Below are 26,576 nucleotides of genomic sequence, written 5' to 3'. Positions count from 1 at the left end.
GCGACCGGCCCGGACCCGTGGGGTCCGGGCCGGCCGGTGGTTCAGCGGCGCAGACCGAGCCGCGCGATGAGGCTGCGGTAGCGCTCGATGTCCTCCGCCTGCAGGTACCCGAGAAGGCGCTTGCGCTGGCCGATGAGGAGCATCAGACCACGACGGGAGTGGTGGTCGTGCTTGTGGGTCTTGAAGTGCTCGGTGAGGTCCTTGATGCGCTGCGTGAGCATCGCGACCTGGACCTCAGGCGAACCGGTGTCGCCCTCGTGGGTGGCGTACTCCTTGATGATGGACTGCTTGACGTCGGCAGCGAGGGGCATGGGTTCTCCTTCGGGTCGTTGCACGGAGCACCGGGGCATGTTCTCCCGGGCATGACGCATCCGTGGCCGGCTTGACGGCACGGGCCAGACTATCAGGCGCCCTGGATCCGGGGCGAACGAGCCCCCGGCCGACCGTCCAGCGGTGGTTCAGGTGCGGGGCGGCGCGTAGACGTCGGGCCGGGCGGGCGCGGGCACCCCGAGGATGTCGGCGGTGCGCCGCACGTCGTCGGCCATCTGCTCCAGCAGGGCCGGGACGCCGTCGAAGGCCACCATCGCCCGCAGCCGCTCGACGAGCTCGACGACGACCTCCTCGCCGTACAGGTCGAGATCGGTCCGCCCCAGGACGTAGGCCTCCACGGTGCGCTCCACGCCGTCGAACGTGGGGTTGGTGCCCACGGAGACCGCCGCGGGGAGGCGCTTGGACGCGCCCGGCTCGGGGGCGTGCGCGGGCCGGATCAGCCAGCCCGCGTAGACGCCGTCCGCGGGGACGACACCGAGGTCGTCCGCGTGCAGGTTGGCCGTGGGGTAGCCGAGGGCCCGTCCGCGCTTGGCGCCGTGGACGACGACGCCGCGCACGCGGTGGCTCCGGCCGAGGACGTGCGCCGCACCGGCGACGTCCCCTGCGGCGAGGAGCTCGCGCACCCAGGTCGAGGACCAGCGGCGCCCGCCCTCGTCGCAGATGTCGGTGACGATCCGCACGGCGAAGCCGAGCTCGTGGCCCAGCGCGACCATCGTGTGCTGGTCGCCGGCGTTGCCCCACCCGAAGCGCACGTCCTCCCCCACCACCACGACGCGGCTGTGCAGGGCGTCGACGAGGTAGCCGCGGGCGAAGTCCTCGGGGCTGTTGCGGGCGAGGTCGAGGGTGTACTCCAGGACGAGGACGGCGTCGATCCCGGTGGCGGCCAGCCGCTCGATGCGGTCGGTGAGGGACGAGATCAGCGGCAGCTCGTCGGCCGGCCGGTGCACGTGGACCGGGTGGGGGTCGAACGTCACGGCCACCGAGGTCAGCCCGGCACCCTCCGCCTCCTCGGCGGTGGCGGCGAGGACGACCTGGTGGCCCCGGTGGACCCCGTCGAAGATGCCGAGGGTCGTGACCGTGCCGCCGAGGTCCGCGGGGATCTCGGCGACGCTCCTCCACACCTGCACCGCTGACCTCCTCCGCGTCGGCGCGGCCGACGCGCGCGCGTGGACGACCCTACCGGGCGCCCGGCCGGGTCAGTGCCGCCCGCAGGCGCAGCCGCCCCCGGCGTGCGCGCCGTGGCCGGCCAGCTCGGCGGGGCTGGTGCCCTCACCGGGACGGGCGGCCTTGAGCCCGAGGTCGCGGCGGACCTCCGTGGTGGTCTGGGCCTTCTCGGCGTGCCCGCCGCAGCCGCAGCCGCAGCCGCCGGTGGTGGTGTTCTCGCTCATGGGGTCTCCTCACGTCGGGGGCCCGGTACCGGGCCGGTCATGTCCGTCACTGTAGACGGCGGTCCGGGCGTGGCGCCCGGCGGGGACACCTCCCGGGCGCTCACGCCGGGTCGAGCACGAGGACCGGACGCGCGGCGCCGTCGCGGTCGGCGAGGAGCGCCAGGACGTGCCCGTCGGGGGCGAGGGCCGCGGTGGGGCCCGCCTCGCCGGTGGGCGTGAGCGACCGGCCCACCCGCACGGCCGCGGCCTCCTCCTCCCCGAGCGCGCGGGTGGGGAAGCACGCGGTGGCCGCGGTGGTGAGGTCGGTCACGGGCAGGCCCGCCGGCTCGGCGGCCGCGGCCCCGGCACGGACCTGCTCCGTCAGCTCGTCGACGCCGCGGGCGTCCGACTCCTGGAAGGGGCCGACCCGGGTGCGGCGCAGCGCGGTCAGGTGCCCACCGGTGCCCAGGGCGGCGCCGAGGTCGCGGGCGAGCGCCCGGACGTACGTGCCCGAGGAGCACCCCACCACGACGTCGACGTCGACCACCGGGGTGGTCCCGGCGGTCCCCGGCCGGGGCGGCGCGGTGACCTCGAGCCGGTGGACGGTGACCGGCCGCGCGGGCAGCTCGACGTCCTCGCCCTGACGGACGCGGGCGTACGAGCGCCTGCCGTCGACCTTGATGGCCGAGACCTGGCTCGGGACCTGCTGGATGGGTCCGCGCAGGCTCGCCAGGGCGGTCTCGAGGGCCGCGCTGTCGACGGTGCCGTCCGCGCGCAGCAGGCCGGCGGCGCCCGGTGCCGAGGTGATCTCACCCTCGGCGTCGTCGGTCACCGTGTCCTGCCCCAGACGGACCGTGGCGGTGTACTCCTTGTCCACGCCCACGAGGTACGTCAGCAGCCGCGTCGCTCGGCCGACACCGAGCACCAGGACACCGGTCGCCATGGGGTCCAGCGTCCCCGCGTGCCCCACCTTCTTCGTCGCGGCGAGGCGCCGGGTGCGTGCGACGACGTCGTGGCTGGTCCAGCCGGCGGGCTTGTCGACGATCACCAGCCCGTCGGCCGCGGTCGCCGCCCCGCGCGGGACGTCGGGCCGGGCGGGCGCGGTCACCGGGTGGTGGTCCCGTCGGGCCGCTCGTCGGGCTCGGGCACGGCACCGGTCGCGGGCTCGGACACGGCACCGGTCGCGGGCTCGTCGTCCGCCAGGTCGTCGTCCAGGTCGTCGTCCTCGGGACGGCGGTAGGGGTCGGACTCGCCGGCGTAGGCGGCCTGGGCGGCCAGGCGGGCCACCTCGGCGTCGTGCGCGGCGGCGGAGCGCAGCGCCTCCTCGAGGTGCGCCGCCGTCTCCGGCACCGCGTCGAGGATGAACTCGATGGTGGGCGTCAGCCGCAGGCCGGTCTGCTTGCCCACCTCGGAGCGGATGAGCCCCTTGGCCGACGCCAGGGCCGCGGCGGAGGAGGTGCGCTCCTCCTCCGTGCCCAGGACGGTGTAGAAGATCGTGGCGTTCTGCAGGTCCCCGGTCACGCGCACGTCGGTGACGGTGACGAAGCCGAGCCGCGGGTCCTTGATCCGGGTGTCGATCATCCGGGCGACGATCTGCTGGATGCGCTCGGCGAGCTTGCGGGCGCGGGGGGCGTCGGCCATGGGGGTCTCCTTCGTCTGGGTGGGACACAGGCGGCCCCGCGGGCACGATATCCGTGCGCCGCGGGGCCGTCGTGGTGGGGCGTCAGGCGCGCGGCTTCTCGCGCATCTCGAAGGTCTCGATGATGTCGCCCTCCTGGACGTCCTTGAAGCCGATGCCGATACCGCACTCGAAGCCCTCGCGGACCTCGGTGACGTCGTCCTTCTCGCGGCGCAGCGACTCGATGGTCAGCTTCTCCGTGATGACGACGCCGTCACGGGTCAGACGCGCGTTCGTGTTCCGTCGGATGGTGCCCGAGCGGACGATCGAACCGGCGATGTTGCCGAACTTGGAGGAGCGGAACACCTGGCGCACCTCGGCGGTACCGAGCTGCACCTCCTCGAACTCCGGCTTGAGCATGCCCTTGAGCGCCGCCTCGACGTCGTCGATCGCGTCGTAGATGACCGAGTAGAACTTCAGGTCCACGCCCTCGCGGTCGGCCAGCTCGGCGACCCGCTCGGCGGGGCGCACGTTGAAGCCGATGATGACGGCGGAGTCCACCGTCGCGAGGTTGACGTCGTTCTGCGTGATGGCACCCACACCGCGGTGGATGATCCGCAGCGCGACCTCGTCGCCCACGTCGATCTTGAGCAGCGCGTCCTCCAGGGCCTCGACGGCACCGGAGACGTCACCCTTGATGATGAGGTTGAGGGTGTCGACCTTGCCCTCCTCGAGGGCCTTGGTGAAGTCCTCCAGGCTGACGCGCTTGCGGCGCTTGGCCAGCGTCGCGGCGCGCTCGGCGGCCGCACGCTTGTCGGCGATCTGGCGGGCCGTCCGGTCGTCGGGCGCCACCAGGAAGGAGTCGCCGGCGCGGGGGACGGACTGCAGGCCGAGGACCTGCACCGGACGGGCCGGGCCCGCCTCGGTCACGTGCTCGCCGTGCTCGTCGAACATGGCGCGGACGCGGCCGTGGGCCGTGCCGGCGACGATCGAGTCCCCGACGTGCAGGGTGCCGGAGTCGACCAGGACGGTCGCGACGGCGCCGCGGCCCTTGTCCAGGTTGGCCTCGATCGCCACACCGCGGGCGTCCTTGTTGGGGTTGGCCCGCAGGTCCAGCGCCGCGTCGGCGGTGAGCAGGACGGCCTCGAGGAGGTCGTCGATGCCCGTGCGCCTCAGCGCGGAGACGTCGACGAACATCGTGTCGCCGCCGTACTCCTCCGCCACCAGGTTGTACTCGGTGAGCTGCTGGCGGATCTTCGCCGGGTTGGCGCCCTCGCGGTCGACCTTGTTCACGGCCACGACGATCGGCACGCCGGCCGCCTGGGCGTGGTTGAGCGCCTCCACGGTCTGGGGCATGACGCCGTCGTCCGCGGCGACCACGAGGATCGCGATGTCGGTCGCCTCGGCACCACGGGCACGCATGGCGGTGAACGCCTCGTGACCGGGGGTGTCGAGGAACGTGATCCGGCGCTGCTGGTCCTCGTGCTCGGTGACGACCTGGTAGGCACCGATGTGCTGGGTGATGCCACCGGCCTCGCCCGCGACGACGTCCGTGGAGCGGATGGCGTCGAGGAGCTTGGTCTTTCCGTGGTCGACGTGACCCATGACGGTGACGACCGGCGGGCGCGGGAGCAGGTCCTCGTCGGTCTCGCCGGCCTCCTCGGCCTCGAGGTCGATGTCGAACCCGCTGAGGAGCTCGCGCTCCTCCTCCTCCGGGGAGACGATCTCGACGACGTAGCCGAGCTCGGCGCCGAGCGCCGAGAAGGTGTCCTCGTCCAGGGACTGCGTGGCCGTGGCCATCTCACCGAGGTGGAACAGCACCGTCACGAGCGACGCCGGGTTGGCGTCGATGCGGTCGGCGAAGTCCGCCAGCGAGGCGCCGGCGCGGATGCGCACGACCGTGCTGCCGTCGCCGCGGGGGACCTGCACGCCGCCGATCGACGGCGCCGACTGCTGCTCGAACTCCTGGCGCTTGGCCCGCTTGGACTTCCGTCCCCGGACCGGGCGACCGCCGGCGCGGCCGAACGCACCCTGGGTGCCGCCGCGTCCACCGCGGCCACCGCCGCCGGGACGGCCGGCGAAACCACCGGGAGCGCCACCTGCGCCGGGTCCGCCACCGCCGCCGGGACGGCCGCCGAAGCCGCCGCCTCCGCCGCCGGGACGACCGCGACCGCCGCCGCCACCACCCGGACGGGCGGCCGGGGCGCCGGGACGGGCGACCGAGCTCTGCCCGGGCATCATGTTCGGGTTCGGGCGGGGGCCGCCCGGACGCGGGCCCGCGGGACGGGCGCCGGGCGCCTGCCCCGGACGCGGGGCGCCGGGACGCGGACCGCCGGAGCCGCCCGGACGGGGCATCCCCTGGGACGGCGCGAACGGGTTGTTCCCCGGACGCGGGGCGCCGGGGCGAGCGCCGCCGGAGCCGCCCGGACGGGGCATCCCCTGGGACGGCGCGAACGGGTTGTTCCCCGGACGCGAGGACGCGCCGGGTCGGGGGGCGCCGGGACGCTCGGCGGCCGGGCGCTCCGCAGCGGGACGCTCGGCAGCCGGGCGCTCCGGGGCCGGACGCTCGGGGGTGGGTCGCGCCGCCGGGCGGGGTGCGCCCGGACGAGCCGCCGGGGCGGGCGCCTCGGGAGCCGCGGCCTCGGCAGGCGCCGCAGCGGGGGCCGGGGCTGCCGGGGCGGGGGCGGCCGGGGCGGCGGGAGCCGGCGCAGCCGGGGCGCTCGCCTCGGCGGGCGCGGGGGCCTGCGCGGCAGGACGCTCCTGGCCGCCGTCGGCGGCGGGGGCCGGCCGGGTGGTGGCCGGCTCGGGTGCGGCCTCCGGCGCGGACGGCCGGCCGGACGCGCCGGGGCGGGGCCCGGCAGGCTTCTTCGGACTCTCCGCCTCGGCGGGGAATGCTTCACGCAGCCGACGGATGACGGGGGCCTCGATCGTCGACGACGCCGACTTCACGAACTCTCCCTGCTCGCGAAGCTTCGCGAGAACCGTCTTGCTGTCGACGCCGAGCTCCTTGGCGAGCTCGTGCACGCGGACCTTTGCCACAACTCTCCTGTCTCGGCCCGCCCGGGACAGGGTGGACCGCTTTTAGTGCTGGCAGCTCATCGCTGGGTACTCATCGGGTGCCCATCGGCTTCCAACCCGCTTTCTTCGTCGATGACGTGGTGACCACCTCTGGCGCATCGGGCGCCGGCGGCGGTTGTCGCTGGTCGAACCACTCGCCCACCGCGGAGAGCTCCACCGGTCCTGCTGCTCGCAGGGCCCGGCCGATGCTCCGACGTCGGAGGGCGAGGTCCAGGCACTCCCGGCTCGGGTGGAGCCAGGCGCCTCGTCCCGGTGCCGTCCGGTCCTGGTCGACCACCACGCGCTGCGCGGCGGCGTCCAGGACGAGGCGGACCAGGTCGGACCTCGGGGCCCGTCCCCGGCATCCCGTGCAGGTCCGCACCGGCCCGGCGGGGGGCGTGGGTGTCTCGCTGCGATGTGTCATGTGGGATTCCGGGCGCGTGCCCAACGAGCATCCTACCCCGCCGAGCCCTCGGGCTGCTCGGCGGCTGTCGCGGCCGCTGCCCCCGCGGCGGGCTCGGCGCCCTCGGTGTCGGAGTGGATGTCGATGCGCCACCCCGTCAGACGGGCGGCGAGCCGGGCGTTCTGGCCCTCCTTGCCGATCGCGAGCGAGAGCTGGAAGTCGGGCACCACGACCCGGGCGGCCCGGGCCTCGGCGTCGACGACCTCCACGCTGGAGACCCGGGAGGGCGAGAGGGCGTTGGCGACGAACGTGGCGGGGTCGTCGGAGTAGTCGATGATGTCGATCTTCTCGCCGGCGAGCTCGGCCATGACGGCGCGCACACGCTGGCCCATGGGGCCGATGCAGGCGCCCTTGGCGTTGAGACCTGGCACGGTCGAGCGCACGGCCATCTTCGACCGGTGGCCCGCCTCGCGGGCGAGGGCGACGATCTCGACACTGCCGTCGGCCACCTCGGGGACCTCGAGCGCGAAGAGCTTGCGCACGAGGTTGGGGTGGGTGCGCGAGAGGGTGACCGAGGGTCCCTTCGACCCGCGCGAGACGTCCAGGACGTACGCGCGGATCCGGTCGCCGTGCGTGTACGTCTCGGTGGGCACCTGCTCGTGGGCGGGCAGGACCGCCTCCATGTCGCCGATGTCCACGAGCACCGTGCGGGGGTCGCGGCCCTGCTGGACGACGCCGGACAGGATCTCCCCGGCCTTGTCACGGTAGTTGCCCATGACCTGGTCGTCCTCGGCGTCGCGCAGCCGCTGGACGATGACCGAACGGGCCGTCGCGGTGGCGATGCGGCCGAACCCGGAGGGCGTGTCGTCGAACTCGCCGACCTCGTTGCCCTCCTCGTCGGTCTCCGTCGCCATGACCGTGACCCGGCCGGTTCGCCGGTCCAGCTCGACCCGGGCCTTCTCCACCGCCCCGGGGGTGCGGTGGTACGCCAGGAGGAGCGCCTCCTCGATCGCGCCCACGAGGACGTCCAGCCCGATGCCGCGCTCGCTCTCGATGAGGCGGAGCGCCGTCATGTCGATGTCCATCGGTCCTCCTCAGTCCTGCTCGGTGCGGTTGAGCTCGACCTCGACCCGCGCCGAGGCGAGGTCGGCGTAGGCGAGCTCCTGGCGACGGCCGTCGACGTCGAGCACGACGGCGTCGTCGCCGGCCTCCGCGACGCGCCCGGCGACCGTGCCGCCGGAGCGGGTGGCGACGGTGAGCAGGCGACCGACGGCGCGGCGGTAGTGGCGCGGCGTCGTCAGGGGGCGGTCGGTGCCGGGGGTGGTGACCTCGAGGGTGTAGGCGCCCTCGAGCAGGTCGACGTCGTCGAGCACGCGCGAGATCTCCCGGGAGGCCTCGGAGAGCTGGTCGGACCCCACGCCCCCGGGGCCGTCGGGGAGGTCGACGACGACGCGCACGACCTTGCGGCGGCCCGCGGCGGCGACCGTCGCGTCCTCGAGGTACAGGCCCGCGGCGGCCACCACCGGCTCGAGCGCTCCGCGGAGCCGGTCGAGCAGTTCGGCGGGTCGGGCGGGGCTCATCGGGGTGTCTCCTTGCGTCACGGGGCGGCGCCCGGAGGCGCCGCGGTCAGTCCTCAAGCCTACCCACCCGTGGCGTGGCCGGGCACGGGCGGGTCGGCATGGCAGGATCGGCCCGATGCCCCTCCCACCGCCCCGCAGCACGGCCACCGGTGCCCCCGTGCGCCGTCGCCCGCGCCCCCGGGTCGTGGCCGGGACGCTCGCTCTCGTGGCTGGGGCGGCCCTGCTCGGCGGTTGCGGTGTCCGGCTCGAGTCGCCGCCACCGACCCCGCCCGTCCCGGACGCCGTCGAGGAGGTCCGTCAGGACGGCGCGGTGGACGCCGCCACCATCGCGAGGACCGTGGCGGAGGTCACGGGCGCCGAGGGGGAGGTCGCCGAGGTCCTCGAGCGGGTCGCCGAGCAGGCCCGGACCCACGCCGACGCGCTGGGCGGGGTGTGGGAGGCCTGGCCGGGCGGCGCGCCCGAGGGCGTCACCACGGCCCCGGTGCGCACGGACCCGCCGGTGGCCGACCCGGCTCCGCAGGACGTCCTCGACCTGCTCACCGCGGGCGCGGCCGATGCGCGCGCGGCGTCACTGGCCTCCCCCGACGACGCCGTCGCCGCGGTGCTCGCGTCGGTGTCGATCTCCCGCAGCCACGCCGCGGCGGACCTCGCGGGCGCGCTGGGTGAGGACCTCGCCCCGGCCGCGGGGGCCGAGCTCTCCCCCGACGCACTGCTGGCCCGTGGCAGCGACGGTCCGACCCTGCTCGTCCTGGACCAGGCCAGGCACGCCTTCGAGACCGTGGCGGCCCGCTCGACCGGGACCTCCCGGGACGCTGCGGCTGGGCGCGCCGCCCACCTGCAGCTCCTCGTGGACACCGCCCTGGCCGACGGCGCGCCGGACCGCCGGCCCGGGGTGTACGACCTGCCGGACGCGACCGACGACCTCAGCGCCGAGCAGGCCGCCGCGGTCGACGCCGAGTCCCGGCTCCTGACGCACTGGGTGTTCAGCATCACCCTCACCGGGCCGGAGCAGCGCGAGTCGCTCCTGGCGGCCGCGGAGCTCGCTGCCGGGCAGGTCCGCGCCTGGGGCGGGACGCTCGAGGCGCTGCCGGGCCTGGACTGACCGGGGCCCTCCCGCACCGCGCGGCGCACCGCACCGCCCCGCACCGCACCGCACCGCAGCCCCGCCGCGCTCGTCGAGTTGTGGGTTGTGGCGTCGCAGAGTCGCTTTCGGCAGCAACAACCACCCACTCGGCGTGAGCGGCTCGGGGCACCCCAGTCTTCTCCACAGGGTTCGAGATCCACAGGCCGGCGCGTGCTCGCCAGAGCGTTCGCCCACGGGACGCGACGATGCCTCGGTGCCCGCCCCAACTGGACTGCCATCAGGGCCGTTCACACGGTCGACGGCCCTGCGACACGTCACCGCGGGGCAGCTGCGCGGCGACGCCTACGTGCGCCTCATGCGTGGTGTCTACAGCCAGGCTGGACCCGTCACGCACGGCGACATGATCGCCGCAGCCCGCCTGGTCCTTCCCGCTGATGCGGTCCTGGCCGGCCGGAGCGCGGCATGGGCGCTCGGTGCGCGTCTGGCGATGGGGTCCGACAGGGTGGAGCTCCTGGTCCCACGCCCCACGACCGCACGCAGGCCGCAGCTCTTCCTCCGCACCGACACGCTCGACACGGACGAGACGACGGTGACCCCGCTCGGTCTCACGACGACAGCGGCGCGGACGGCCTACGACCTGGCGCGTTGGTACTCCGCTCTCGTGGCAGTGCCCCTGCTGGATGCGCTCGTACGTGCGACAGGGTTACTCCGCCGCGACGTGGAGAGTGTCGGGGCCCGGCACCCGGGGGTCCGGGGCTGCCGCCGTGTCGCGAGCACCTTGGACCTCGTTGACGCCGGCGCCGAGTCCCCGCGCGAGTCGGTGCTGCGCGTGACCCTCGCTCTCGCCGGCCTTCCCCCGCCCGTGACACAGCTCAGCGTCTACAACGACGAGGGGATGTTCGTCGCACGGCCGGACCTCGCCTGGCCGGAGGCGCGGCTCGCGGTGGAGTACGACGGCGCTCACCACGACGATCCCGCGTGGATCACCCGCGACCGTGCGCGCCTCAACGCACTGCGGATGGCGGGGTGGACGGTGCTCGTGATCGACCGTGCACAGATGCGCCACCCGGCACAGGTCGTGGAGATGATCCGAAGGGCTCTGCACCAAGCATCCACAGGCAGTTGATCCGCCTGACGGGGGCCATCCGCCCGCCGGTGGGCGAACGCTTCTCGTCGAGTTGGCTGTTGTTGCCGTGCGAAGGCCCTGCAAACGGCAACAACCCCCAACTCGGCGGGGACCGCGCCCGGATCTGCGCCGGGCGAGGCAGCCCCGGGCGGCATCGCCCCCGAGCGGCCTCAGCGCCGAGCGCGCCTCAGCCCTCGAGCGCCTCGTCGACCAGCTCACGCACGCGGGCGACCACCGACTCCGGTGCCAGCTCCTCGCGATCGCCGCTCGCCCGGCGCCGCACCTCCACCACGCCCTCGGCCAGGCCCCGGCCGACGACGACGCTCAGCGGCACCCCTAGCAGCTCGGCGTCGGCGAACTTCACCCCGGCGGAGACCTTCGGGCGGTCGTCGTAGAGGACCTCGACACCGGCGGCCTCGAGCTCCCGGGCGATCCGCTCGGCGGTGGCGAAGATCTCCTCGCCCTTGCCGGTGGCCAGGACGTGGACGTGGGCGGGCGCGACCTGCATCGGCCACACCAGTCCCTTGTCGTCGTTGTTGGCCTCGGCGAGGGCGGCCAGGGCGCGGGTGATCCCGATGCCGTAGGAGCCCATCGTCACGACGACGGCCTTGCCGTTGGCGTCGAGGATCTTCAGGTCCAGGGCCTCGGCGTACTTGCGCCCGAGCGCGAAGATGTGGCCGATCTCGATCCCGCGGGCGAGCTCGAGCGGCCCGGACCCGTCCGGGGACGGGTCCCCGGCGCGGACCTCGGCGGCCTCGATCGTGCCGTCGGCGGTGAAGTCGCGGCCGGCCACGAGGCCGAAGACGTGCATCCCGTCGGCGTCGGCGCCGGTGACCCAGGAGGTCCCGGGGACCACCCGCGGGTCGAGGAGGTAGCGCATCGCGCCGGCGGCGACCCGGCCGGCGTCGTCGTGGGTGCGCGCAGCACCGTTGGGGCCGAGGACCGCGGGGCCGATGTAGCCCTTGACCAGCTCGGGCCGGCTGCGCAGGTCCTCGTCCGTCGCCTGCTCCACCTGGGCGGGGTCGACCGCGGCCTGGAGCCGCTTGAGGTCGACCTCCCGGTCGCCGGGCAGGCCGATCGCGACCAGCTCGCGGGCGCCGTCGGGGTGGACGAGGGCGACGACGACGTTCTTGAGGGTGTCGGCCGGCCCCCACGGACGGTCGGCCCGCGGGTGCAGCTCGTTGGCGCGCGCGACGAGGGTGTCGATCGTCGTCGAGTCGGGCGTCGGGAGGACCTCCGCCGGGGGCAGGCCGGTGGCGTCCACCGGTTCGGGCACCGGGGTGGTGACCGCCTCGACGTTCGCCGCGTAGCCGCCCGGGGAGCGGACGAACGTGTCCTCGCCGATGGGCGTGGGGTGGAGGAACTCCTCGCTGCGCGAGCCCCCCATCGCCCCGCTCATGGCACGCACGATCACGTGCTCGAGCCCGAGCCGGTCGAAGATGCGCCGGTAGGCGCCGCGCTGGAGCTCGTAGGAGCGCTCCAGGCCCGCGTCGTCGGCGTCGAAGGAGTAGGCGTCCTTCATGATGAACTCGCGGCCGCGGATGAGGCCGGCCCGCGGGCGGGCCTCGTCGCGGTACTTCGTCTGGATCTGGTACAGCGTCAGCGGCAGGTCCTTGTACGAGGAGTACAGGTCCTTGACCAGCAGCGTGAACATCTCCTCGTGGGTCGGGGCGAGGAGGTAGTCCGCGCCCTTGCGGTCCTGGAGGCGGAAGATGTTCGGGCCGTACTCGACCCAGCGGCCGGTGGCCTCGTAGGGCTCCTTGGGCAGCAGCGCGGGGAAGTGCACCTCCTGGCCGCCGACGGCGTCCATCTCCTCGCGGACGATCCGCTCGACCTTGGCCAGGACCCGCAGGCCGAGGGGCAGCCACGAGTAGATCCCCGGGGCGGCCCGCCGGATGTACCCGGCGCGCACGAGGAGGCGGTGGCTCGCGACCTCGGCGTCGGCCGGGTCCTCGCGCAGGGTCCGCAGGAACAGGGACGACATCTTCATCAGCACGCGGGCTAGCCTACCGACGCGCGCACGCCGTCCCGGACGGCGACGACGGCGACGGCGACGGCGCACCGGCTCGTGCGCGCGGTGCGCCTGCGGCACCATGGGGTCATGCCGGAGATGCCGGAGGTCGAGGGGCTGGTCACCTTCCTGGACGCGCGCACGTCCGGCCACGTCGTCGCCGCCGTGGAGGTCGGCGCGATCTCGGCCCTGAAGACGTTCGCCCCCGACCCCGCCCAGCTCGCCGGGACGACCGTGCGCGGAGCCTCGCGCCACGGCAAGTGGATCGACCTCGCCGTCGCCGACGACGACACCGAGCTCCACCTCCTCGTCCACCTCGCCCGAGCGGGCTGGCTGCGGTGGTACGAGCAGGTGCCCGCCGCGCGCCTGCGTCCCGGCCGCTCCCCCATCGCACTGCGCCTGCGCCTGGACGACGGCTCAGGGTTCGACCTCACCGAGGCCGGGACGCGCAAGCGGCTCGCCGTGCACGTGGTGGCCGCGCCGGAGGAGGTGCACGCCGTCAAGACCCTGGGGCCCGAGCCGCTCGGCCTCGACGCCGCCGGGCTGGGGGCGGTGCTGCGGTCGCGCAACCAGCAGGTCAAGGGGGCGTTGCGGGACCAGTCGGTCATCGCGGGCATCGGCAACGCCTACTCCGACGAGATCCTCCACGCCGCCCGGACGAGCCCGTTCGCCCTGACCGGCTCGCTCGACGACGAGGCGGTCGCCCGCATCCACACCGCCATGGAGGAGGTGCTCGGCGGCGCGGTCGCGGCCGCGGCGGGCCGGCCGGCGGCCGAGCTCAAGGACGCGAAGCGCTCCGGCATGCGGGTCCACGGCCGGGCGGGGCAGCCGTGCCCGGTGTGCGGGGACACCGTCCGGGAGGTCTCCTTCGCCGACTCGGCGCTGCAGTACTGCCCCACGTGCCAGACCGGCGGGAAGATCCTGGCCGACCGCCGGATGTCGAAGCTCCTCCGTTAGAAGAGCACCGTGGCGTAGGTGCCCACCTGGCGGAAACCGACGCGGCGGTAGGCGCCCAGCGCCGGGGCGTTGTAGTCGTTGACGTAGAGGGAGACGGTGGGGGCGAGCCGTGCGCGCACGTCCGCGACGACCGCCGCCATCCCCGCGCCGGCCATCCCCCGGCCGCGCAGCTCGGGGTGGACCCAGACGCCCTGGACCTGCGCCACCCCGATCGCGAGGGCCCCGACGTCGGCCTTGAAGACCACCTGGGGGCCGTCCCCGAGGTCCTCCAGCCGGAGGTAGGTGCGCCCGGTCGCGACGAGCTCGGCCACCCGGGCGCCGTAGGAGCCGCCCATGACGGTCGGGTCGTAGCCGACCTCCTCGGTGAACATCGCGACGCTGGCCGGCAGCACGAGCATGGTCTCGTCCCGTCGGGCGAGGCGCACCGCCGGGTCGGGGGCGACCGCGGGTTCGTGGTCGATGACGAGGGAGGGCTGGTCGGCCCGCACCTCCCGGGGCAGGGACCAGCTCGTCGACAGCTCGTCCCACAGCGGCAGGACCATGTCGGCCGGCCCCACGATGGACGAGCAGCGACGGCTGCGCCGGTGCAGGTGCTCGGCGAGCTCGACGAGGAGCTCGTCGTACAGGGCGACGGGCACGAGGTTCGCGCCCGCCCAGCACAGGGCGGCGGGCCGGGGGTCGTCCTCACCGAAGACGCCGAGCAGCTGGGTGCCCGACGGTCCAGGCTGCCCGAGCCGCTCGACCTGGACGGCCGCGAGCACGGACCCCACGGGGTCGCGCAGGCACAGCTCCAGGGCCGCGTCGCGGTCGGCCGGCCCCACCGGGCGGACGGACTGCGCCGACCGGCGCCACAGCGCCACGGCGGCTAGCCGACCGTGACGACCGGCGAGGCGGCTCCGTCGGACGGGAACCCCATCTCCTCCGCGATCCGGTTCGCCTCCGCGATGAGGGTCTCGACGATCTGGTCCTCGGGGACCGTGCGCACGACCTCGCCCTTGACGAAGATCTGGCCCTTGCCGTTGCCGGACGCCACACCGAGGTCGGCCTCGCGGGCCTCGCCGGGGCCGTTGACGACGCAGCCCATGACGGCCACCCGCAGGGGCACGGTCATGCCCTCGAGGCCGGCGGTGACCTCGTCGGCCAGGGTGTAGACGTCGACCTGGGCCCGGCCGCAGGACGGGCAGGAGACGATCTCCAGCTTGCGCGGGCGCAGGTTGAGCGACTCGAGGATCTGGTTGCCGACCTTGACCTCCTCCACCGGCGGGGCGGAGAGGGAGACCCGGATGGTGTCGCCGATGCCCTGGGAGAGCAGCGCACCGAAGGCGGTCGCGGACTTGATCGTGCCCTGGAAGGCGGGGCCGGCCTCGGTCACGCCCAGGTGCAGCGGCCAGTCCCCGCGCTCGGAGAGCAGCTGGTAGGCGCGCACCATGACGACCGGGTCGTTGTGCTTGACGGAGATCTTGAAGTCGTGGAAGTCGTGCTCCTCGAACAGCGACGCCTCCCAGACGGCGGACTCGACCAGCGCCTCGGGCGTGGCCTTGCCGTACTTCTGCAGCAGGCGGGGGTCGAGGGAGCCGGCGTTGACGCCGATCCGCAGCGAGACGCCGGCGTCCTTGGCCGCCTGGGCGATCTCCTTGACCTGGTCGTCGAACTTGCGGATGTTGCCCGGGTTGACGCGCACCGCGCCGCACCCGGCCTCGATGGCCGCGAAGACGTACTTGGGCTGGAAGTGGATGTCGGCGATGACCGGGATCTTGGACTTCTTGGCGATGATCGGCAGCGCCTCGGCGTCCTTGTCCGTCGGGCACGCCACGCGGACGATGTCGCAGCCCGAGGCCGTCAGCTCGGCGATCTGCTGCAGCGTGGCGTTGATGTCGTGGGTCTTCGTGGTCGTCATCGACTGGACCGACACCGGGGCGTCGCCGCCGACCTCGACCGTGCCCACCCGGATCTTGCGGGTCTTGCGCCGGGGAGCCAGGACGGGCGGCTGCTCCTTGACCGTGGGGATGCCGAGGCTGATGGGTACGCTCACCCGTCCAGTATCGCACCCGGCACGCAGGGCAACGAGTCCGGCCGCGGGGCCCAGCCGGGCACCGACGCGGTCACCGGCTGAGGGGTCGGCTGGGCACCGACGCGGTCACCCGGCTGAGGGGCCGGCCGGGCACCGACGCGGTCAGCCGGTGAGGCTGACCGGCCGGACGATGTCGGCGTAGGCGAGCAGGACGCTCATCCCCAGCATGGCCGCGACGACGACGTAGGTCAGCGGCAGCAGCCGCGCGGTGTCGACGGGGCCGGGGTCGGGCTGCTCGCGCCAGCGGGCCAGCTTGCGCCGTGCCCCCTCCCACAGGGCCCCGGCGACGTGGCCGCCGTCGAGTGGCAGCAGCGGCAGCAGGTTGAAGACGAACAGGGCCATGTTCAGCGAGACCAGCAGCGACAGCATGTCGGCGCTGCGCTCCGCGACGCCGTAGCCCTCGCCGTCGATCGACGCGATCTCCCCCGCGAAGCGGCCCACCCCGACCAGGCCCACCACGGACGGGTCACGCTCGGCGGTGCCGAACGCGGCCTCAGCGACCGAGACGAGCCGCTGCGGGAGCGTGAGCACCACCTCGACGGTGCCCGTGAACGTCTGCCAGACGAGCCCCGGGACGACCGCCGGGCTCTGCCGGACCAGCGCGAAGTCGGGGCCGATGCCCACGTAGGGACGCATCTCGGTGACGGGCTCGCCGTCCTCGGTCAGGGGTGCCCCGTCGTCGCCGAGGACCGGGCGCTCGGTGAGCTCGGGGACCACGGTGAGGGTGAGCGGGGCGCCGTCGCGCAGGACCTCGACCTGGACCGGCCCGGTGTCACCGTCGGCGATCGCGCCCGACACGTCCTCCCACGTGCGCGCCTCGGCGCCGTCCCACGTGAGGACCTGGTCGCCGGGCAGCAGGCCGGCCGCGGCGCCGGGCGCCGCCGGGTCGGCCGGGGTGCAGCCCTCCTGGGCGGGGTCCTCGACCAGGCACTGCTGGACCGTGCCGAGCGTCGTCGTGTACTGGCCGAGCCCGAGGGTCACGACCGTGACACCGAGCAGGACCGCGGAGATGAGCAGGTTCATCGTGGGCCCGCCGAGCATGACCACGAGCTTGCGCGGGACCGTGAGGTTGTAGAAGGCGCGGGGCTCCTCCCCCGGCCCGATCTCCTCCAGGGCGGCGGCGCGCGCCTCCTGGACGAGCGTGGGCCGGCCGTCCCGGCGGGGTCGCTCGGCCCGCCGGGTGGGCGGGTACATCCCGACCATGCGGACGTACCCGCCGAGCGGGAGGGCCTTGACGCCGTACTCGGTGTCGCCCACCGTGCGCGACCACAGGGTCTTGCCGAAGCCGACCATGTACTGGGGGACCTTGACGCCGAACCTCTTGGCGGGCACGAGGTGGCCCACCTCGTGCAGGGCGATGGAGGCGAGCAGCCCCACGAAGAGGATGAGGACCCCGACGACGAACTCCACGGTGGGGCTCCTTCCTGCGGGACGTGGCCATTCTCCACCTCAACGACGGCGCGGGCGAGGTGGTTCCGGGGACCGGTGCGCGACCCGGCCGGAGGCTCGGAGGCCGCGGACCGTGCGCCGGTTCCGCGCCTCAGGCGCGGGCGGCGATGAGCTCCTCGGCGCGGGCCCTGGCCCGCTCCTCGGCGCCGAGGACGTCGTCGAGGGTGAGGTCCGCCGAGGCGGCCGGGCCCTCGTGCTCCTCGAGCACCTCGGCGACGACCTCGACGATGCCGAGGTAGTCGAGGCGACGGTCGAGGAAGGCCGCGACGCACTGCTCGTTCGCGGCGTTCAGCACGGCGGGGTGGGTCGCGGACGCGGCCGCCGCCGCCCGGGCCAGCGCGACGGCCGGGAAGGTGCCCTCGTCCAGCGGCTCGAACGTCCAGGAGGTGGGCTCGTCCCACCGGCACGGCGCGGCGACCCCGGCTGCCCGCTCCGGCCACGTCAGGCCCAGCGCGATGGGCAGGCGCATGTCCGGCGGCGAGGCCTGGGCGAGGGTGGACCCGTCGTGGAACTCGACCATCGAGTGGACCACAGACTGCGGGTGGACGACGACGACGACGTCCTCGGCCGGGACGTCGAAGAGCAGGTGCGCCTCGATGAGCTCGAGACCTTTGTTGACCATGGTGGAGGAGTTCACCGTCACGACCGGACCCATGGCCCACGTGGGGTGCGCGAGGGCCTGGGCGGGCGTCACGGTGGCGAGCTCGTCGCGGGTGCGCCCGCGGAAGGGGCCGCCCGAGGCGGTCAGGACGAGCCGGCGGACCTCGGAGCGCCCGGTGGTGACGGGGCTGGTCATCCCCCTCTCGTGGCGGCCCGAGCGCAGCGCCTGCGCGATCGCCGAGTGCTCGGAGTCCACCGGCACGACCTGGCCCGGCCGGGTCTGGGCCGCACGCACGAGGGACCCGCCGACGACGAGGGACTCCTTGTTGGCCAGCGCCAGCGTGGCCCCCGACCGCAGGGCGGCCAGGGTGGGCGCGAGGCCCACCGAGCCGGTGATGCCGTTGAGGACGACGGCGCGCGGCGCCGCCGGAGGCTCCCGGACGTCCAGCGCGTCCGGCGTGACGCGCAACGAGCCGGCGACCGTGGTGGCGGCGTCGGGCCCGGTGAGGATCTCGGGCTCGGCGAGGTCGTCCCGTCCGGTGCGGGCCCGCTCGTCCGCGAGGAGCTCGCGCAGCCGGGTGACGGCGCCGTCACCACCGTGGGCGAGCGCCACGACCGGGACGTCGTGGAGCACCGCCTGCTCGGCGAGCAGCTCGAGGTTCCCGCCGCCGGCGCTGAGCGCGGTCACGCGGAACGTCCCCGGGGCTGCCGCGGCGACGACCTCGAGGGCCTGGGTGCCGATGGAGCCGGTGGAGCCGAGCAGGACGACGTCGGTGGGCGTCAAGCCGCTCACTCCACCGCGACGAGCACCTCGACCGCGCGGTCGAGGTAGGCGTCGACGGTGCCCTCGTGGTAGGCCCTCGGCGCGCGTGCCCGCGGGAAGGTTGCCGTGCGCAGCTCCGCGGATGTCAGCTCGCCGCCGTCGTCGAAGTACGCGACGAGCCGCTCGAGGAGGGCGTCGACGGCGTCCCGGTCGTAGCCGTGCCCGCTCTCCGGGCTGCGGAACCGCTCCCCGGCGGGGCGCAGCAGGCGCGGGTAGAGCGTGGTCGCGCGGTCGGCGATGTGGTCCATCCAGGCGCTCTCGCCCTGCGCGGCGATGAACGCGGTGCGCCGGCGCTGGACGAAGGCGCTCTCGAGCCGGTCGAGCGCGGCGTCGACGGCAGCGGTGGAGTACCCGTCGCGCACCAGTGTGAACGCGGCGGCGCGCACGTCCTTCTCGTCGAACCCGGTCGAGCTCAGCGACGCGGTGGCGGCGGCGTCCGGACCGCCCGGCTCGCCGCTCTCGTACGCCGCCCGGGCCCGGGTGAAGAACTCCTCCACCTCCGCCCGGTCGTAGCCGGTGCGCATCCGCCCCGCCGGCGGGAACATCGCCGTCATCCCTGCCCCTTCGTCTGGACGAGCACCTCGGCGGCCAGCTGGCCGCAGGCGCCGTCGATGTCGCTGCCCCGAGTGTCCCGCACCGTCGTCGGTATCCCGGCACGTCGGAGCGTGTCGACGAACTCCTGCTCGACCGCGCGCTCGCTCGCCGTCCAGATCGACCCCGGGGTGGGGTTGAGCGGGATGGGGTTGACGTGCACCCAGCCGCGCCCGCGGGCGTTGAGCTCGTCGGCGAGGAGCTGGGCTCGCCAGGCGTGGTCGTTCATGTCCTTGATGAGGGCGTACTCGATGCTCACCCGCCGGCCCGTCGCATCGAAGTAGCGCCGGGCGGCGTCGAGGAGCTCGCCCACCTTCCAGCGGGAGTTGATCGGGATGAGCTCGTCGCGCAGCCCGTCGTCGGGGGCGTGCAGGGACACCGCCAGGGTGACCGGGACGCCCTCCTTGGCGAGCTTGTCGATGGCCGGGACCAGCCCGACGGTGGAGACGGTGACGTTGCGGGCGGACAGGCCCAGGCCCGCCGGGGCAGGGTCGACCATGCGGCGCACGGCACCGATGACGGCCTTGTAGTTGGCCATCGGCTCACCCATGCCCATGAAGACGACGTTGCTCAGGCGGGTGGGACCGCCCGGCAGCTCGCCGTCCCGGCACGACCGGGCCGCCAGGCGGACCTGCTCGACGATCTCGGCGGTGGAGAGGTTGCGGGTCAGGCCCTGCTGCCCGGTGGCGCAGAACGGGCAGGCCATCCCGCAGCCGGCCTGGGAGGAGACACACAAGGTGGTGCGCTCGGAGTAGCGCATGAGAACCGACTCGACCATCGCGCCGTCGAAGAGGTTCCACAGGGACTTCACCGTCATGCCCTTGTCGGCGGCGAGGTCACGGACCTTGGTCACCAGCTCCGGCACGAGGGTGGTGGTGAGCTCGTCGCGATCCGCGGCGGGCAGGTCGGACATGTCCGCCGGGTCGCGGGTGAGGTGGGCGAAGTAGTGCCGGGCGAGCTGGTCCAGCCGGAAGGCGGGGACACCGAGCTCGGCCGCGACCGACCGGCGCTCCTCGGCGGAGAGGTCCGCGAGGTGCCGCGGGGGCTTGCCCCGACGTTTGGCGGCAAAGGTCAGGACCGGGCGGTCACCGGGACTGACCTCGTGGGAGGGGCGGATCTGGGGCTGCTGCGTCATGACCGACCCATCCTCTCAGAATGCCGCCTGGCCGGTGGCGGCGGCGAGGATGAGGTAGGACACCGGGGCGCCCACGAGCAGGGAGTCGAGCCGGTCCATGATCCCGCCGTGGCCGGGCAGCAGGGAGCCCATGTCCTTCAGGCCCAGGTCGCGCTTGAGGAGGGACTCGGCGAGGTCGCCGGTCGTCGCGGCGCCGACCGCGGCCACGCCCAGCACGGCCCCGGCCCACCAGGGGCCGTCGAGGACGGGGCCGAGCATGACGACGCCGACGGCGACGGCGAGCACGACCGAGCCGGCCAGGCCCTCCCAGGACTTCTTCGGGCTGATCGACGGCGCCATGGGGTGCTTGCCGAACAGCACCCCGGCGACGTAGCCGCCGGTGTCGTTGGCGATCGTGACCAGCAGGAACGTCAGGACCAGCAGCGGACCGTCCTCCAGACGCAGGAGGAGGACGGCGAACCCGGCCAGGTACGGCACGTAGGCGGCGGTGAAGATGCCGGCGGCGGCGTCGCGCACCGCGTCGCGCCCGCCGCCGTCGATGACGCGCCAGACGAACACGCCGCCGGCGGTGAGGGTGAAGGCCATGAGCATGGCCTCGCCGCCGGCCACCCACGCCGAGACGAGCACCCCGACCGCCCCGACCACCAGCGGCAGGAGCGGCACGCGGATCCCGCGCTGGGCGACCGCGCGCGCGAGCTCCCACATCGCGCCCACGGACGCCACGACCGCCAGGGCGACGAACATCTCCGGGCGGGTGAGCAGGCTGACGCCCACGAGCACCAGGAGCGAGACGCCGACCGCGATCGCGGCGGGCAGGTTCCGCCCCGCCCGCCCGGTGGGCGGGACGGGGTCCTTCGGGCGCGGCGGGGCCGGGGTGACCAGGGCCGAGCGGGCTCGCTCCCGCGCCTCGCGGAGCCGGCGCAGGGCGGAGGCGAGGCTGTCCTGGCTGTCGCGGGGGTCGGCCGCGGGTGCGGGGGCCATCAGACCTCGAGCAGCTCGCGCTCCTTGGCCTCGAGCACGTGGTCGACGAGCTCGACGTGCTTCTTGGTCAGCGCCTCGAGCTCCTTCTCGGCCCGGTCGACCTCGTCCTGCCCGGCCTCGCCGTCCTTGGCGATGCGGTCGAGGGTCTCCTTCGCCTTGCGCCGCACGGAGCGGATGGCGATCCGCGCGTCCTCGCCCTTGTGCTTGGCGAGCTTGACGTAGTCGCGGCGACGCTCCTCCGTCAGGGCGGGCAGCACCACGCGGATGACGTTGCCGTCGTCCGTGGGGTTCACGCCGAGGTCGGACTCGCGCAGGGCCTTGGCGATCGCGCTGGAGGAGGACCGGTCGTACGGCGTGATGAGGACCGTGCGGGCCTCGGGGATCGTGAGCGAGCCGAGCTGCTGCAGCGGGGTCGGCGCGCCGTAGTAGTCCACGAGGACCGGGTTGAACATGCCGGCGTTGGCGCGGCCGGTGCGGATGTGGCTCATCTCCTCGCGAGCCACCTCCACGGCCTTGTCCATCTTCTCCTCGGCCTCGAGCAGGGCGTCGTCGATCACGGCGTCACTCCTTGGTTGTCAGCTTCACGGGTGGTCACGAGCGTTCCGATCCTCTCACCCCGCAGGGCGCGGGTGACGTTACCCGGCTCGCCCATACCGAAGACCCGCATCGTGAGGTCGTTGTCCATGCACAGGCTGAAGGCGGCGGCGTCGACGACCCGCAGTCCCTGCTGGATCGCGTCGGCGTAGGTGAGGTGGTCCAGCCGCACGGCGGCGGGGTCCACGCGCGGGTCGGCGGTGTACACCCCGTCCACACCGTTCTTGCCCACGAGCACCTCGTCGCAGTGCGTCTCCAGCGCTCGCTGGGCGGCGACGGTGTCGGTGGAGAAGAAGGGCATGCCGGCGCCGGCGCCGAAGACGACGACGCGGCCCTTCTCGAGGTGTCGGATCGCCCGCAGCGGGATGTACGGCTCGGCGACCTGGCCCATGGTGATGGCGGTCTGGACGCGGGTGCGCACGCCGGCCTTCTCGAGGAAGTCCTGCAGGGCGAGGGCGTTCATCACGGTGCCCAGCATGCCCATGTAGTCGGCGCGGGAGCGGTCCAGGCCGCGCTGGGAGAGCTCCGCGCCCCGGAAGAAGTTGCCGCCGCCGACCACCACGGCCACCTGGACGCCCTCGGCGACAGCCGCGGCGATCTCCCGCGCCACGGCCGAGACGACGTCGGGGTCGAGGCCGACCCTGCCGCCGCCGAAGACCTCCCCGGAGAGCTTGAGCAGGACACGGCGGGCGCGCCCGCCGGTGGGCTCGGTGTCGGGCTGCACGGTGATCGGTCCTCCAGGATGGGTGGGCGGGGCCGCGGCCCCGGCGCAGGATGGTGCGCCGGTGGCCCCGGCCCGTGCGGGCCGGGGCCACCGGTGGGTGCGTCAGGCGCCGACGCGGAAGCGGGCGAAGCCGGTGACGGTGCCGCCGGCCTCCTCCACGACCTTGCCGACCGTCTTCTTGGGGTCCTTGGCGAACGCCTGGTCGAGCAGGACGTTCTCCTTGAAGAACCCGTTGAGGCGGCCCTCGGTGATCTTCGGCAGCGCGGCCTCGGGCTTGCCCTCGTTGCGGGCGGTCTCCTCGGCGATGCGGCGCTCGTTCTCCACCAGGTCGGCGGGGACCTCGTCGCGGCCGAGGTAGCTGGGCGAGTACGCCGCGACGTGCATCGCGACGTCGCGCCCGACCTCGGCGCCGGCGGCGTCCGTGGCCACGAGCACTCCCACCGACGGCGGGAGGTCCTTGGCGGTGCGGTGCAGGTAGCTGGAGACCTTCTCGCCGCTGACCCGCACGAGGCGGCGCACGACGATCTTCTCGCCGATGGTGGCGGCGATGTTGTCGACCTTGGCCTGCACGGTCTCGCCGTCGACCTCGGCGCCCAGGAGGGACTCGACGTCGGTGGCACCGGTGGCGACCGCCGCGGCGAGCACGCTGTCGGCGAAGTCGATGAAGCTCTGGTTCTTCGCGACGAAGTCCGTCTCGGAGTTGACCTCGACCATGACGCCGGTCTCGCCGTCGCCCTCGGCGACGATCTGAGCCGCGACCAGGCCCTCGGCGACGGTGCGCCCCTCGCGCTTGGCGACGCCCTTGAGGCCCTTGACGCGGATGATCTCCAGCGCCTTGTCCGCGTCGCCGTTCGCCTCGTCCAGGGCCTTCTTGACGTCGAGCATGCCCGCGCCGGTCTTCTCGCGCAGGGCCTTGATGTCAGCGGCGGTGTAGTTCGCCATAAGTGATCCTCTCCAGATCAGCGGTGGTGGGTCAGGCCTGCTCGGTCTCGGCGGACTCCGCGGCCTCGGCGGCCTTGGCGTCCTCCGCGGCGACGGAGTTGTCGGCCACCTGGGTGGTGTCGGGGCCCGCGACGTCGACGCCGGGGGTCTCGTCGGCAGCCTCGGCGGCCTCGGCGACCTCCTGGGCGTCGTGGGTGACGCCGGCGGTCTGCTCGGCGGCGGCGACGTCGGCCGCGGGGGCCTCGGCGGCGGCCACGGAGGCGGTCGCGGACTGGTCGGCCTCGTGGGCGGCGAGGAGCTCGCGCTCCCACTCGGCCAGGGGCTCCTCGGCGGTGGGTGCGGCGCCGCCGCCCCCGTGGCGGGCGACGAGACCCTCGGCCGCGGCGTCCGCGATGACGCGGGTCAGCAGCGAGACGGCGCGGATGGCGTCGTCGTTGCCGGGGATGCGGTAGTCGACCTCGTCGGGGTCGCAGTTGGTGTCGAGGATCGCCACGACGGGGATGTGGAGCTTGCGGGCCTCGGCGACGGCGAGGTGCTCCTTCTTCGTGTCGACGATCCACACGGCCGAGGGGATCTTCGCCATGTCGCGGATGCCACCGAGGGTGCGCGCGAGCTTGTCCCGCTCACGGCGCTGCATGAGCAGCTCCTTCTTGGTGAAACCGCTGCCGGCGACGTCGTCGAAGTCGACCTGCTCGAGCTCCTTGAGGCGCTGGAGACGCTTGTGCACGGTGCCGAAGTTGGTGAGCATGCCGCCGAGCCAGCGCTCGTTGACGTAGGGCATGCCCACGCGCTGAGCCTGCTCGGCGATGGACTCCTGCGCCTGCTTCTTGGTGCCGACGAAGAGGATGTTGCCGCCGTGGGCGACGGTCTCCTTGACGAACTCGAACGCGCGGTCGATGTCCGTCAGCGACTGCTGCAGGTCGATGATGTAGATGCCGTTGCGCTCGGTGAAGATGAAGCGCTTCATCTTCGGGTTCCAGCGCCGGGTCTGGTGCCCGAAGTGCACGCCGCTCTCGAGGAGCTGGCGCATGGTGACGACGGCCATGGCTCGTCCTTCCTGGTGCGGGGATCCCGCACACCACGGGGCCACGCTCGCCGTGAAGGCGCCGCGCGGCCCGTCTCTCGGTTGTCGTCCGCGGCCGGGTGGCCTGGGACCCTGGTGCCCGCGACGAGGAAGCACCTCTCGCGAGGAGAGGACCGGAGGTCGCCTCGCCGACCTGGCCGTCCCGGTCGGGACCGGGGCGGTGGTGCGACGACTTGCGGGCACGCGATGTCAACCGACTGCTGCCGGTTGCGGGAGCCATGCTATCCGATCCGGGTCCGGGCCCGCACCGCCGCACCTGCGCCGCCCGCACTCGTGCGCCGCCCGCACGTGCGCCGCCCGCACCCTCGCACCACCGCCACGCGCGCACCGCCGCCACGCGCAGCCGCACCTCTCCTCCACAGGGGTAGCCCCGTCGCGGCATCCCCAGTCCGGTACCGGGGACGGACCAGGCGCGGCCCGCCCGGCCGACCCTGGCCGCATGAGTCCTTCCGGCACGCACGCCGCGGTCGTCGCCCTCCTCGTGGCGGTCTCCGGCGCCGCCCTGTCCCTGGTGGCGGTGACCGGCGAGTCGGCGGTGACCGCCGCACCGGCCGTCACCGCACCGGCCGTCACCGCGCCGGCCGTGACCGCGCGCGTCGAGCCCGTCGCGCCGGTCCCGGCCGGGGACCCCGCCGGCGCCGGCAGCGGGGCCTCCCCCGCGGTGCGCACGCTGAACGCCGAGGGCCGGTCCGCCGGGGAGGTCGAGTACGACTGGCCGACCGGTGGGCCGGCCGACCTCGTGCGCGACTTCACCGCCCCGGCGCAGCCCTGGGGATCGGGCCACCGCGGCGTGGACCTGGCGCACGGCTCGGGCTCGGCGGTCCGCGCGGCCGCCGACGGCGTCGTGGTCTTCGCCGGCCGGGTCGTGGACCGTCCGGTGGTCTCGGTGCAGCACGCCGACGGCGTGCGCACGACCTACGAGCCGGTCTCCCCCGCCGTCTCGGCCGGCGACCGGGTGAGCCGCGGCGAGGTCCTCGGGCTGCTGGAGTCCGGTCACTGCCCGGTGTGGGAGCTGACCACCTGCCTGCACTGGGGCGCGCGCACGGGTCCGCAGTCCTACGTCGACCCCATGGACCTGCTGGGCCTCGAGGTGGTGGTGCGGCTGCTCCCGGCGGACCTGGCCGGGCTGCGGTGATCTCAGGCCCTCGGGTGCGCCTGGCCGTAGGCGGCACGCAGCCGCTCGGGGGTGACGTGGGTGTACCGCTGGGTGGTGGCGAGGGAGGCGTGCCCCAGGACCTCCTGGACCGTGCGCAGGTCAGAGCCACCCGCCAGGAGGTGCGTGGCCGCGGTGTGGCGCAGACCGTGCGGCGCGAGGTCGTGCACGCCCGCCGCGGCGGTGAGCCGGTGCAGGACCTCGCGCACCGTGCGTGGGTCGAGCCGCGCACCTCGCGCCCCCAGGAACAGCGCACCGGCGGAGGATGGGCCCGCGAGCGCCGGTCGCCCGTGCTCGAGCCACGCCGCCGTGGCACGGGCTGCCGGGACGCCGAAGGGCACGACCCGTTCCTTCCCGCCCTTGCCGAGCACCCGGACGGTCCGCTCGGCGAGGTCGAGGTCGTCGACGTCGGTACCCACGAGCTCGCTGATGCGCACCCCGCAGGCGTACAGCAGCTCCAGGGCGGCCCAGTCCCGCAGGTGCAGGGGCGAGTCGTCGGCCGCCCGCTCCTGCGCCACGGCCAGCAGCCGGGCGGTGTCGTCGACGCCGAGGACCGTGGGCAGGTGGCGGTCGGCGCGGGGGCTGCGCAGACGTGCGCCGACGTCCGCGGGCAGGTGCCCGCTGCGGTGCGCCCAGCGCGAGAAGGCGCGGGCGGCGGCTGCCCGGCGGGCAAGGGTGGCGCGTGACATCCCGCGCCGCTGCTGGGCCGCGAGCCACCCGCGCAGGTCGGTGAGGTCGAGCGAGGCGAGCGCCGGGGCTCCGGCCGCACCGAGGTAGGTGAGCAGGTCGAGGACGTCCCCGGCGTAGGCGCGCACGGTGTGCGGAGACATCCCGCGCTGGAGGGCGAGGTGGCGCAGGAACGCGTCGAGCACCTCCTCATCCGCCTCGACGCTCAT

The 26,576-nt window shown here is 74.3% G+C and carries 26 protein-coding genes; 4 read left to right on the top strand and 22 right to left on the bottom strand.

Annotated elements, in window-relative coordinates; genetic code table 11:
* Nucleotides 1–41: 41 nt before the first annotated feature.
* The 9 genes from rpsO to rimP all read right to left on the bottom strand — a co-directional run bounded on the left by rpsO (nt 42) and on the right by rimP (nt 8,355).
* Nucleotides 42–311 (bottom strand): 30S ribosomal protein S15, encoded by a 270-nt coding sequence (gene rpsO / locus AAEM63_RS05285; protein WP_123917705.1) that lies wholly within the window; start codon nt 309–311, stop codon nt 42–44.
* A 147-nt stretch (nt 312–458) separates the two neighbouring features.
* Nucleotides 459–1,457 (bottom strand): bifunctional riboflavin kinase/FAD synthetase, encoded by a 999-nt coding sequence (locus AAEM63_RS05280; RefSeq protein WP_341360584.1) that lies wholly within the window; start codon nt 1,455–1,457, stop codon nt 459–461.
* A 69-nt stretch (nt 1,458–1,526) separates the two neighbouring features.
* A complete protein-coding gene (locus AAEM63_RS05275) occupies nt 1,527–1,718 on the bottom strand; it encodes a hypothetical protein (protein ID WP_341360583.1) in 192 nt (63 codons plus the stop codon).
* 100 nt (nt 1,719–1,818) lie between these two features.
* Nucleotides 1,819–2,805, bottom strand: coding sequence for a tRNA pseudouridine(55) synthase TruB (gene truB / locus AAEM63_RS05270; RefSeq protein ID WP_341360582.1), 987 nt, complete (start codon nt 2,803–2,805; stop codon nt 1,819–1,821).
* The gene (gene rbfA, locus AAEM63_RS05265) at nt 2,802–3,338 is read right to left on the bottom strand and encodes a 30S ribosome-binding factor RbfA (protein ID WP_341360581.1); all 537 of its coding nucleotides are present in this window, start codon (nt 3,336–3,338) and stop codon (nt 2,802–2,804) included. Before rbfA ends, truB begins: the two co-directional genes overlap by 4 nt.
* 82 nt (nt 3,339–3,420) lie before the next feature.
* A complete protein-coding gene (gene infB / locus AAEM63_RS05260) occupies nt 3,421–6,354 on the bottom strand; it encodes a translation initiation factor IF-2 (RefSeq protein WP_341360580.1) in 2,934 nt (977 codons plus the stop codon).
* A 70-nt stretch (nt 6,355–6,424) separates the two neighbouring features.
* The gene (locus AAEM63_RS05255) at nt 6,425–6,796 is read right to left on the bottom strand and encodes a YlxR family protein (RefSeq protein WP_341360579.1); all 372 of its coding nucleotides are present in this window, start codon (nt 6,794–6,796) and stop codon (nt 6,425–6,427) included.
* A 32-nt stretch (nt 6,797–6,828) separates the two neighbouring features.
* Nucleotides 6,829–7,860 (bottom strand): transcription termination factor NusA, encoded by a 1,032-nt coding sequence (gene nusA, locus AAEM63_RS05250; protein WP_341360578.1) that lies wholly within the window; start codon nt 7,858–7,860, stop codon nt 6,829–6,831.
* A 9-nt stretch (nt 7,861–7,869) separates the two neighbouring features.
* Entirely contained in the window at nt 7,870–8,355 is a 486-nt protein-coding gene (gene rimP, locus AAEM63_RS05245; RefSeq protein WP_341360577.1) for a ribosome maturation factor RimP, read from the bottom strand.
* A gap of 115 nt (nt 8,356–8,470) precedes the next feature.
* Between rimP and AAEM63_RS05240 the strand changes: the two genes are divergently transcribed.
* Entirely contained in the window at nt 8,471–9,457 is a 987-nt protein-coding gene (locus AAEM63_RS05240) for a DUF4439 domain-containing protein (RefSeq protein ID WP_341360576.1), read from the top strand.
* A gap of 382 nt (nt 9,458–9,839) precedes the next feature.
* On the top strand, nt 9,840–10,565 hold the full coding sequence (locus AAEM63_RS05235) for a DUF559 domain-containing protein (protein WP_341360575.1): 726 nt from the start codon (nt 9,840–9,842) through the stop codon (nt 10,563–10,565).
* Between the two features lie 187 nt (nt 10,566–10,752).
* Here AAEM63_RS05235 and AAEM63_RS05230 read toward each other — a convergent pair whose 3' ends face one another.
* Nucleotides 10,753–12,561, bottom strand: coding sequence for a proline--tRNA ligase (locus AAEM63_RS05230; protein WP_341360574.1), 1,809 nt, complete (start codon nt 12,559–12,561; stop codon nt 10,753–10,755).
* Between the two features lie 105 nt (nt 12,562–12,666).
* On the opposite strand from AAEM63_RS05230, the gene AAEM63_RS05225 reads away from it, so the two are divergent.
* Nucleotides 12,667–13,533, top strand: coding sequence for a DNA-formamidopyrimidine glycosylase family protein (locus tag AAEM63_RS05225; protein WP_341360573.1), 867 nt, complete (start codon nt 12,667–12,669; stop codon nt 13,531–13,533).
* Here the strand turns inward: AAEM63_RS05225 and AAEM63_RS05220 are convergent.
* The 11 genes from AAEM63_RS05220 to rpsB all read right to left on the bottom strand — a co-directional run bounded on the left by AAEM63_RS05220 (nt 13,530) and on the right by rpsB (nt 24,488).
* On the bottom strand, nt 13,530–14,393 hold the full coding sequence (locus AAEM63_RS05220; protein ID WP_341360572.1) for a DUF4081 domain-containing protein: 864 nt from the start codon (nt 14,391–14,393) through the stop codon (nt 13,530–13,532). The genes AAEM63_RS05225 and AAEM63_RS05220 overlap by 4 nt on opposite strands.
* Nucleotides 14,394–14,398: 5 nt before the next feature.
* A complete protein-coding gene (ispG, locus tag AAEM63_RS05215) occupies nt 14,399–15,565 on the bottom strand; it encodes a flavodoxin-dependent (E)-4-hydroxy-3-methylbut-2-enyl-diphosphate synthase (protein ID WP_341360571.1) in 1,167 nt (388 codons plus the stop codon).
* 141 nt (nt 15,566–15,706) lie between these two features.
* Nucleotides 15,707–17,014 carry a site-2 protease family protein gene (locus AAEM63_RS05210; RefSeq protein WP_341360570.1) on the bottom strand — a complete coding sequence of 436 codons (1,308 nt, stop codon included), beginning with the start codon at nt 17,012–17,014 and terminating at the stop codon, nt 15,707–15,709.
* Nucleotides 17,015–17,144: 130 nt separating this feature from the next.
* Entirely contained in the window at nt 17,145–18,437 is a 1,293-nt protein-coding gene (gene dxr / locus AAEM63_RS05205) for a 1-deoxy-D-xylulose-5-phosphate reductoisomerase (protein ID WP_341360569.1), read from the bottom strand.
* Between the two features lie 5 nt (nt 18,438–18,442).
* The gene (locus AAEM63_RS05200; protein ID WP_341360568.1) at nt 18,443–19,030 is read right to left on the bottom strand and encodes a DivIVA domain-containing protein; all 588 of its coding nucleotides are present in this window, start codon (nt 19,028–19,030) and stop codon (nt 18,443–18,445) included.
* Nucleotides 19,027–20,202 carry a 23S rRNA (adenine(2503)-C(2))-methyltransferase RlmN gene (gene rlmN, locus AAEM63_RS05195; RefSeq protein WP_341360567.1) on the bottom strand — a complete coding sequence of 392 codons (1,176 nt, stop codon included), beginning with the start codon at nt 20,200–20,202 and terminating at the stop codon, nt 19,027–19,029. Before rlmN ends, AAEM63_RS05200 begins: the two co-directional genes overlap by 4 nt.
* Nucleotides 20,203–20,217: 15 nt before the next feature.
* Nucleotides 20,218–21,183, bottom strand: a complete 966-nt coding sequence (locus tag AAEM63_RS05190) for a phosphatidate cytidylyltransferase (protein ID WP_341360566.1) — start codon at nt 21,181–21,183, stop codon at nt 20,218–20,220.
* Nucleotides 21,183–21,740 carry a ribosome recycling factor gene (gene frr, locus AAEM63_RS05185; RefSeq protein ID WP_341360565.1) on the bottom strand — a complete coding sequence of 186 codons (558 nt, stop codon included), beginning with the start codon at nt 21,738–21,740 and terminating at the stop codon, nt 21,183–21,185. Before frr ends, AAEM63_RS05190 begins: the two co-directional genes overlap by 1 nt.
* Entirely contained in the window at nt 21,737–22,501 is a 765-nt protein-coding gene (gene pyrH, locus AAEM63_RS05180; protein ID WP_341360564.1) for a UMP kinase, read from the bottom strand. The genes frr and pyrH overlap by 4 nt, the downstream gene beginning before the upstream one ends.
* A gap of 102 nt (nt 22,502–22,603) precedes the next feature.
* Complete coding sequence (gene tsf / locus AAEM63_RS05175) at nt 22,604–23,443, bottom strand: translation elongation factor Ts (RefSeq protein ID WP_341360563.1); 840 nt, start codon at nt 23,441–23,443, stop codon at nt 22,604–22,606.
* 31 nt (nt 23,444–23,474) lie between these two features.
* Nucleotides 23,475–24,488 (bottom strand): 30S ribosomal protein S2, encoded by a 1,014-nt coding sequence (rpsB, locus tag AAEM63_RS05170; RefSeq protein WP_341360562.1) that lies wholly within the window; start codon nt 24,486–24,488, stop codon nt 23,475–23,477.
* Between the two features lie 478 nt (nt 24,489–24,966).
* On the opposite strand from rpsB, the gene AAEM63_RS05165 reads away from it, so the two are divergent.
* The gene (locus AAEM63_RS05165; protein WP_341360561.1) at nt 24,967–25,662 is read left to right on the top strand and encodes a M23 family metallopeptidase; all 696 of its coding nucleotides are present in this window, start codon (nt 24,967–24,969) and stop codon (nt 25,660–25,662) included.
* A 2-nt stretch (nt 25,663–25,664) separates the two neighbouring features.
* Here the strand turns inward: AAEM63_RS05165 and AAEM63_RS05160 are convergent, their stop codons facing one another.
* Nucleotides 25,665–26,576, bottom strand: coding sequence for a tyrosine recombinase XerC (locus tag AAEM63_RS05160; protein WP_341360560.1), 912 nt, complete (start codon nt 26,574–26,576; stop codon nt 25,665–25,667).

This window comes from Georgenia sp. M64 (assembly GCF_038049925.1).
GTDB lineage: Bacteria > Actinomycetota > Actinomycetes > Actinomycetales > Actinomycetaceae > Georgenia.
The sequence above is the reverse complement of the archived record's forward strand: the minus strand, read 5'-3'. Positions and strand labels throughout refer to the sequence as shown.

Coding starts and splice junctions, on each gene's coding strand:
- tsf (WP_341360563.1), bottom strand. CDS start 23,443: ATGGCGAACTACACCGCCGCTGACATCAAGGCCCTGCGCGAGAAGACC.
- rimP (WP_341360577.1), bottom strand. CDS start 8,355: ATGAGCCCCGCCCGACCCGCCGAACTGCTCGACCGGCTCCGCGGAGCG.
- AAEM63_RS05235 (WP_341360575.1), top strand. CDS start 9,840: ATGATCGCCGCAGCCCGCCTGGTCCTTCCCGCTGATGCGGTCCTGGCC.
- rbfA (WP_341360581.1), bottom strand. CDS start 3,338: ATGGCCGACGCCCCCCGCGCCCGCAAGCTCGCCGAGCGCATCCAGCAG.
- AAEM63_RS05240 (WP_341360576.1), top strand. CDS start 8,471: ATGCCCCTCCCACCGCCCCGCAGCACGGCCACCGGTGCCCCCGTGCGC.
- AAEM63_RS05165 (WP_341360561.1), top strand. CDS start 24,967: ATGAGTCCTTCCGGCACGCACGCCGCGGTCGTCGCCCTCCTCGTGGCG.
- AAEM63_RS05190 (WP_341360566.1), bottom strand. CDS start 21,183: ATGGCCCCCGCACCCGCGGCCGACCCCCGCGACAGCCAGGACAGCCTC.
- AAEM63_RS05160 (WP_341360560.1), bottom strand. CDS start 26,576: ATGAGCGTCGAGGCGGATGAGGAGGTGCTCGACGCGTTCCTGCGCCAC.
- AAEM63_RS05275 (WP_341360583.1), bottom strand. CDS start 1,718: ATGAGCGAGAACACCACCACCGGCGGCTGCGGCTGCGGCTGCGGCGGG.
- rpsO (WP_123917705.1), bottom strand. CDS start 311: ATGCCCCTCGCTGCCGACGTCAAGCAGTCCATCATCAAGGAGTACGCC.
- AAEM63_RS05200 (WP_341360568.1), bottom strand. CDS start 19,030: ATGACGGCGATGTTCCCGCCGGCGGGGCGGATGCGCACCGGCTACGAC.
- rlmN (WP_341360567.1), bottom strand. CDS start 20,202: ATGACGCAGCAGCCCCAGATCCGCCCCTCCCACGAGGTCAGTCCCGGT.
- nusA (WP_341360578.1), bottom strand. CDS start 7,860: ATGGACATCGACATGACGGCGCTCCGCCTCATCGAGAGCGAGCGCGGC.
- AAEM63_RS05225 (WP_341360573.1), top strand. CDS start 12,667: ATGCCGGAGATGCCGGAGGTCGAGGGGCTGGTCACCTTCCTGGACGCG.
- rpsB (WP_341360562.1), bottom strand. CDS start 24,488: ATGGCCGTCGTCACCATGCGCCAGCTCCTCGAGAGCGGCGTGCACTTC.
- AAEM63_RS05255 (WP_341360579.1), bottom strand. CDS start 6,796: ATGACACATCGCAGCGAGACACCCACGCCCCCCGCCGGGCCGGTGCGG.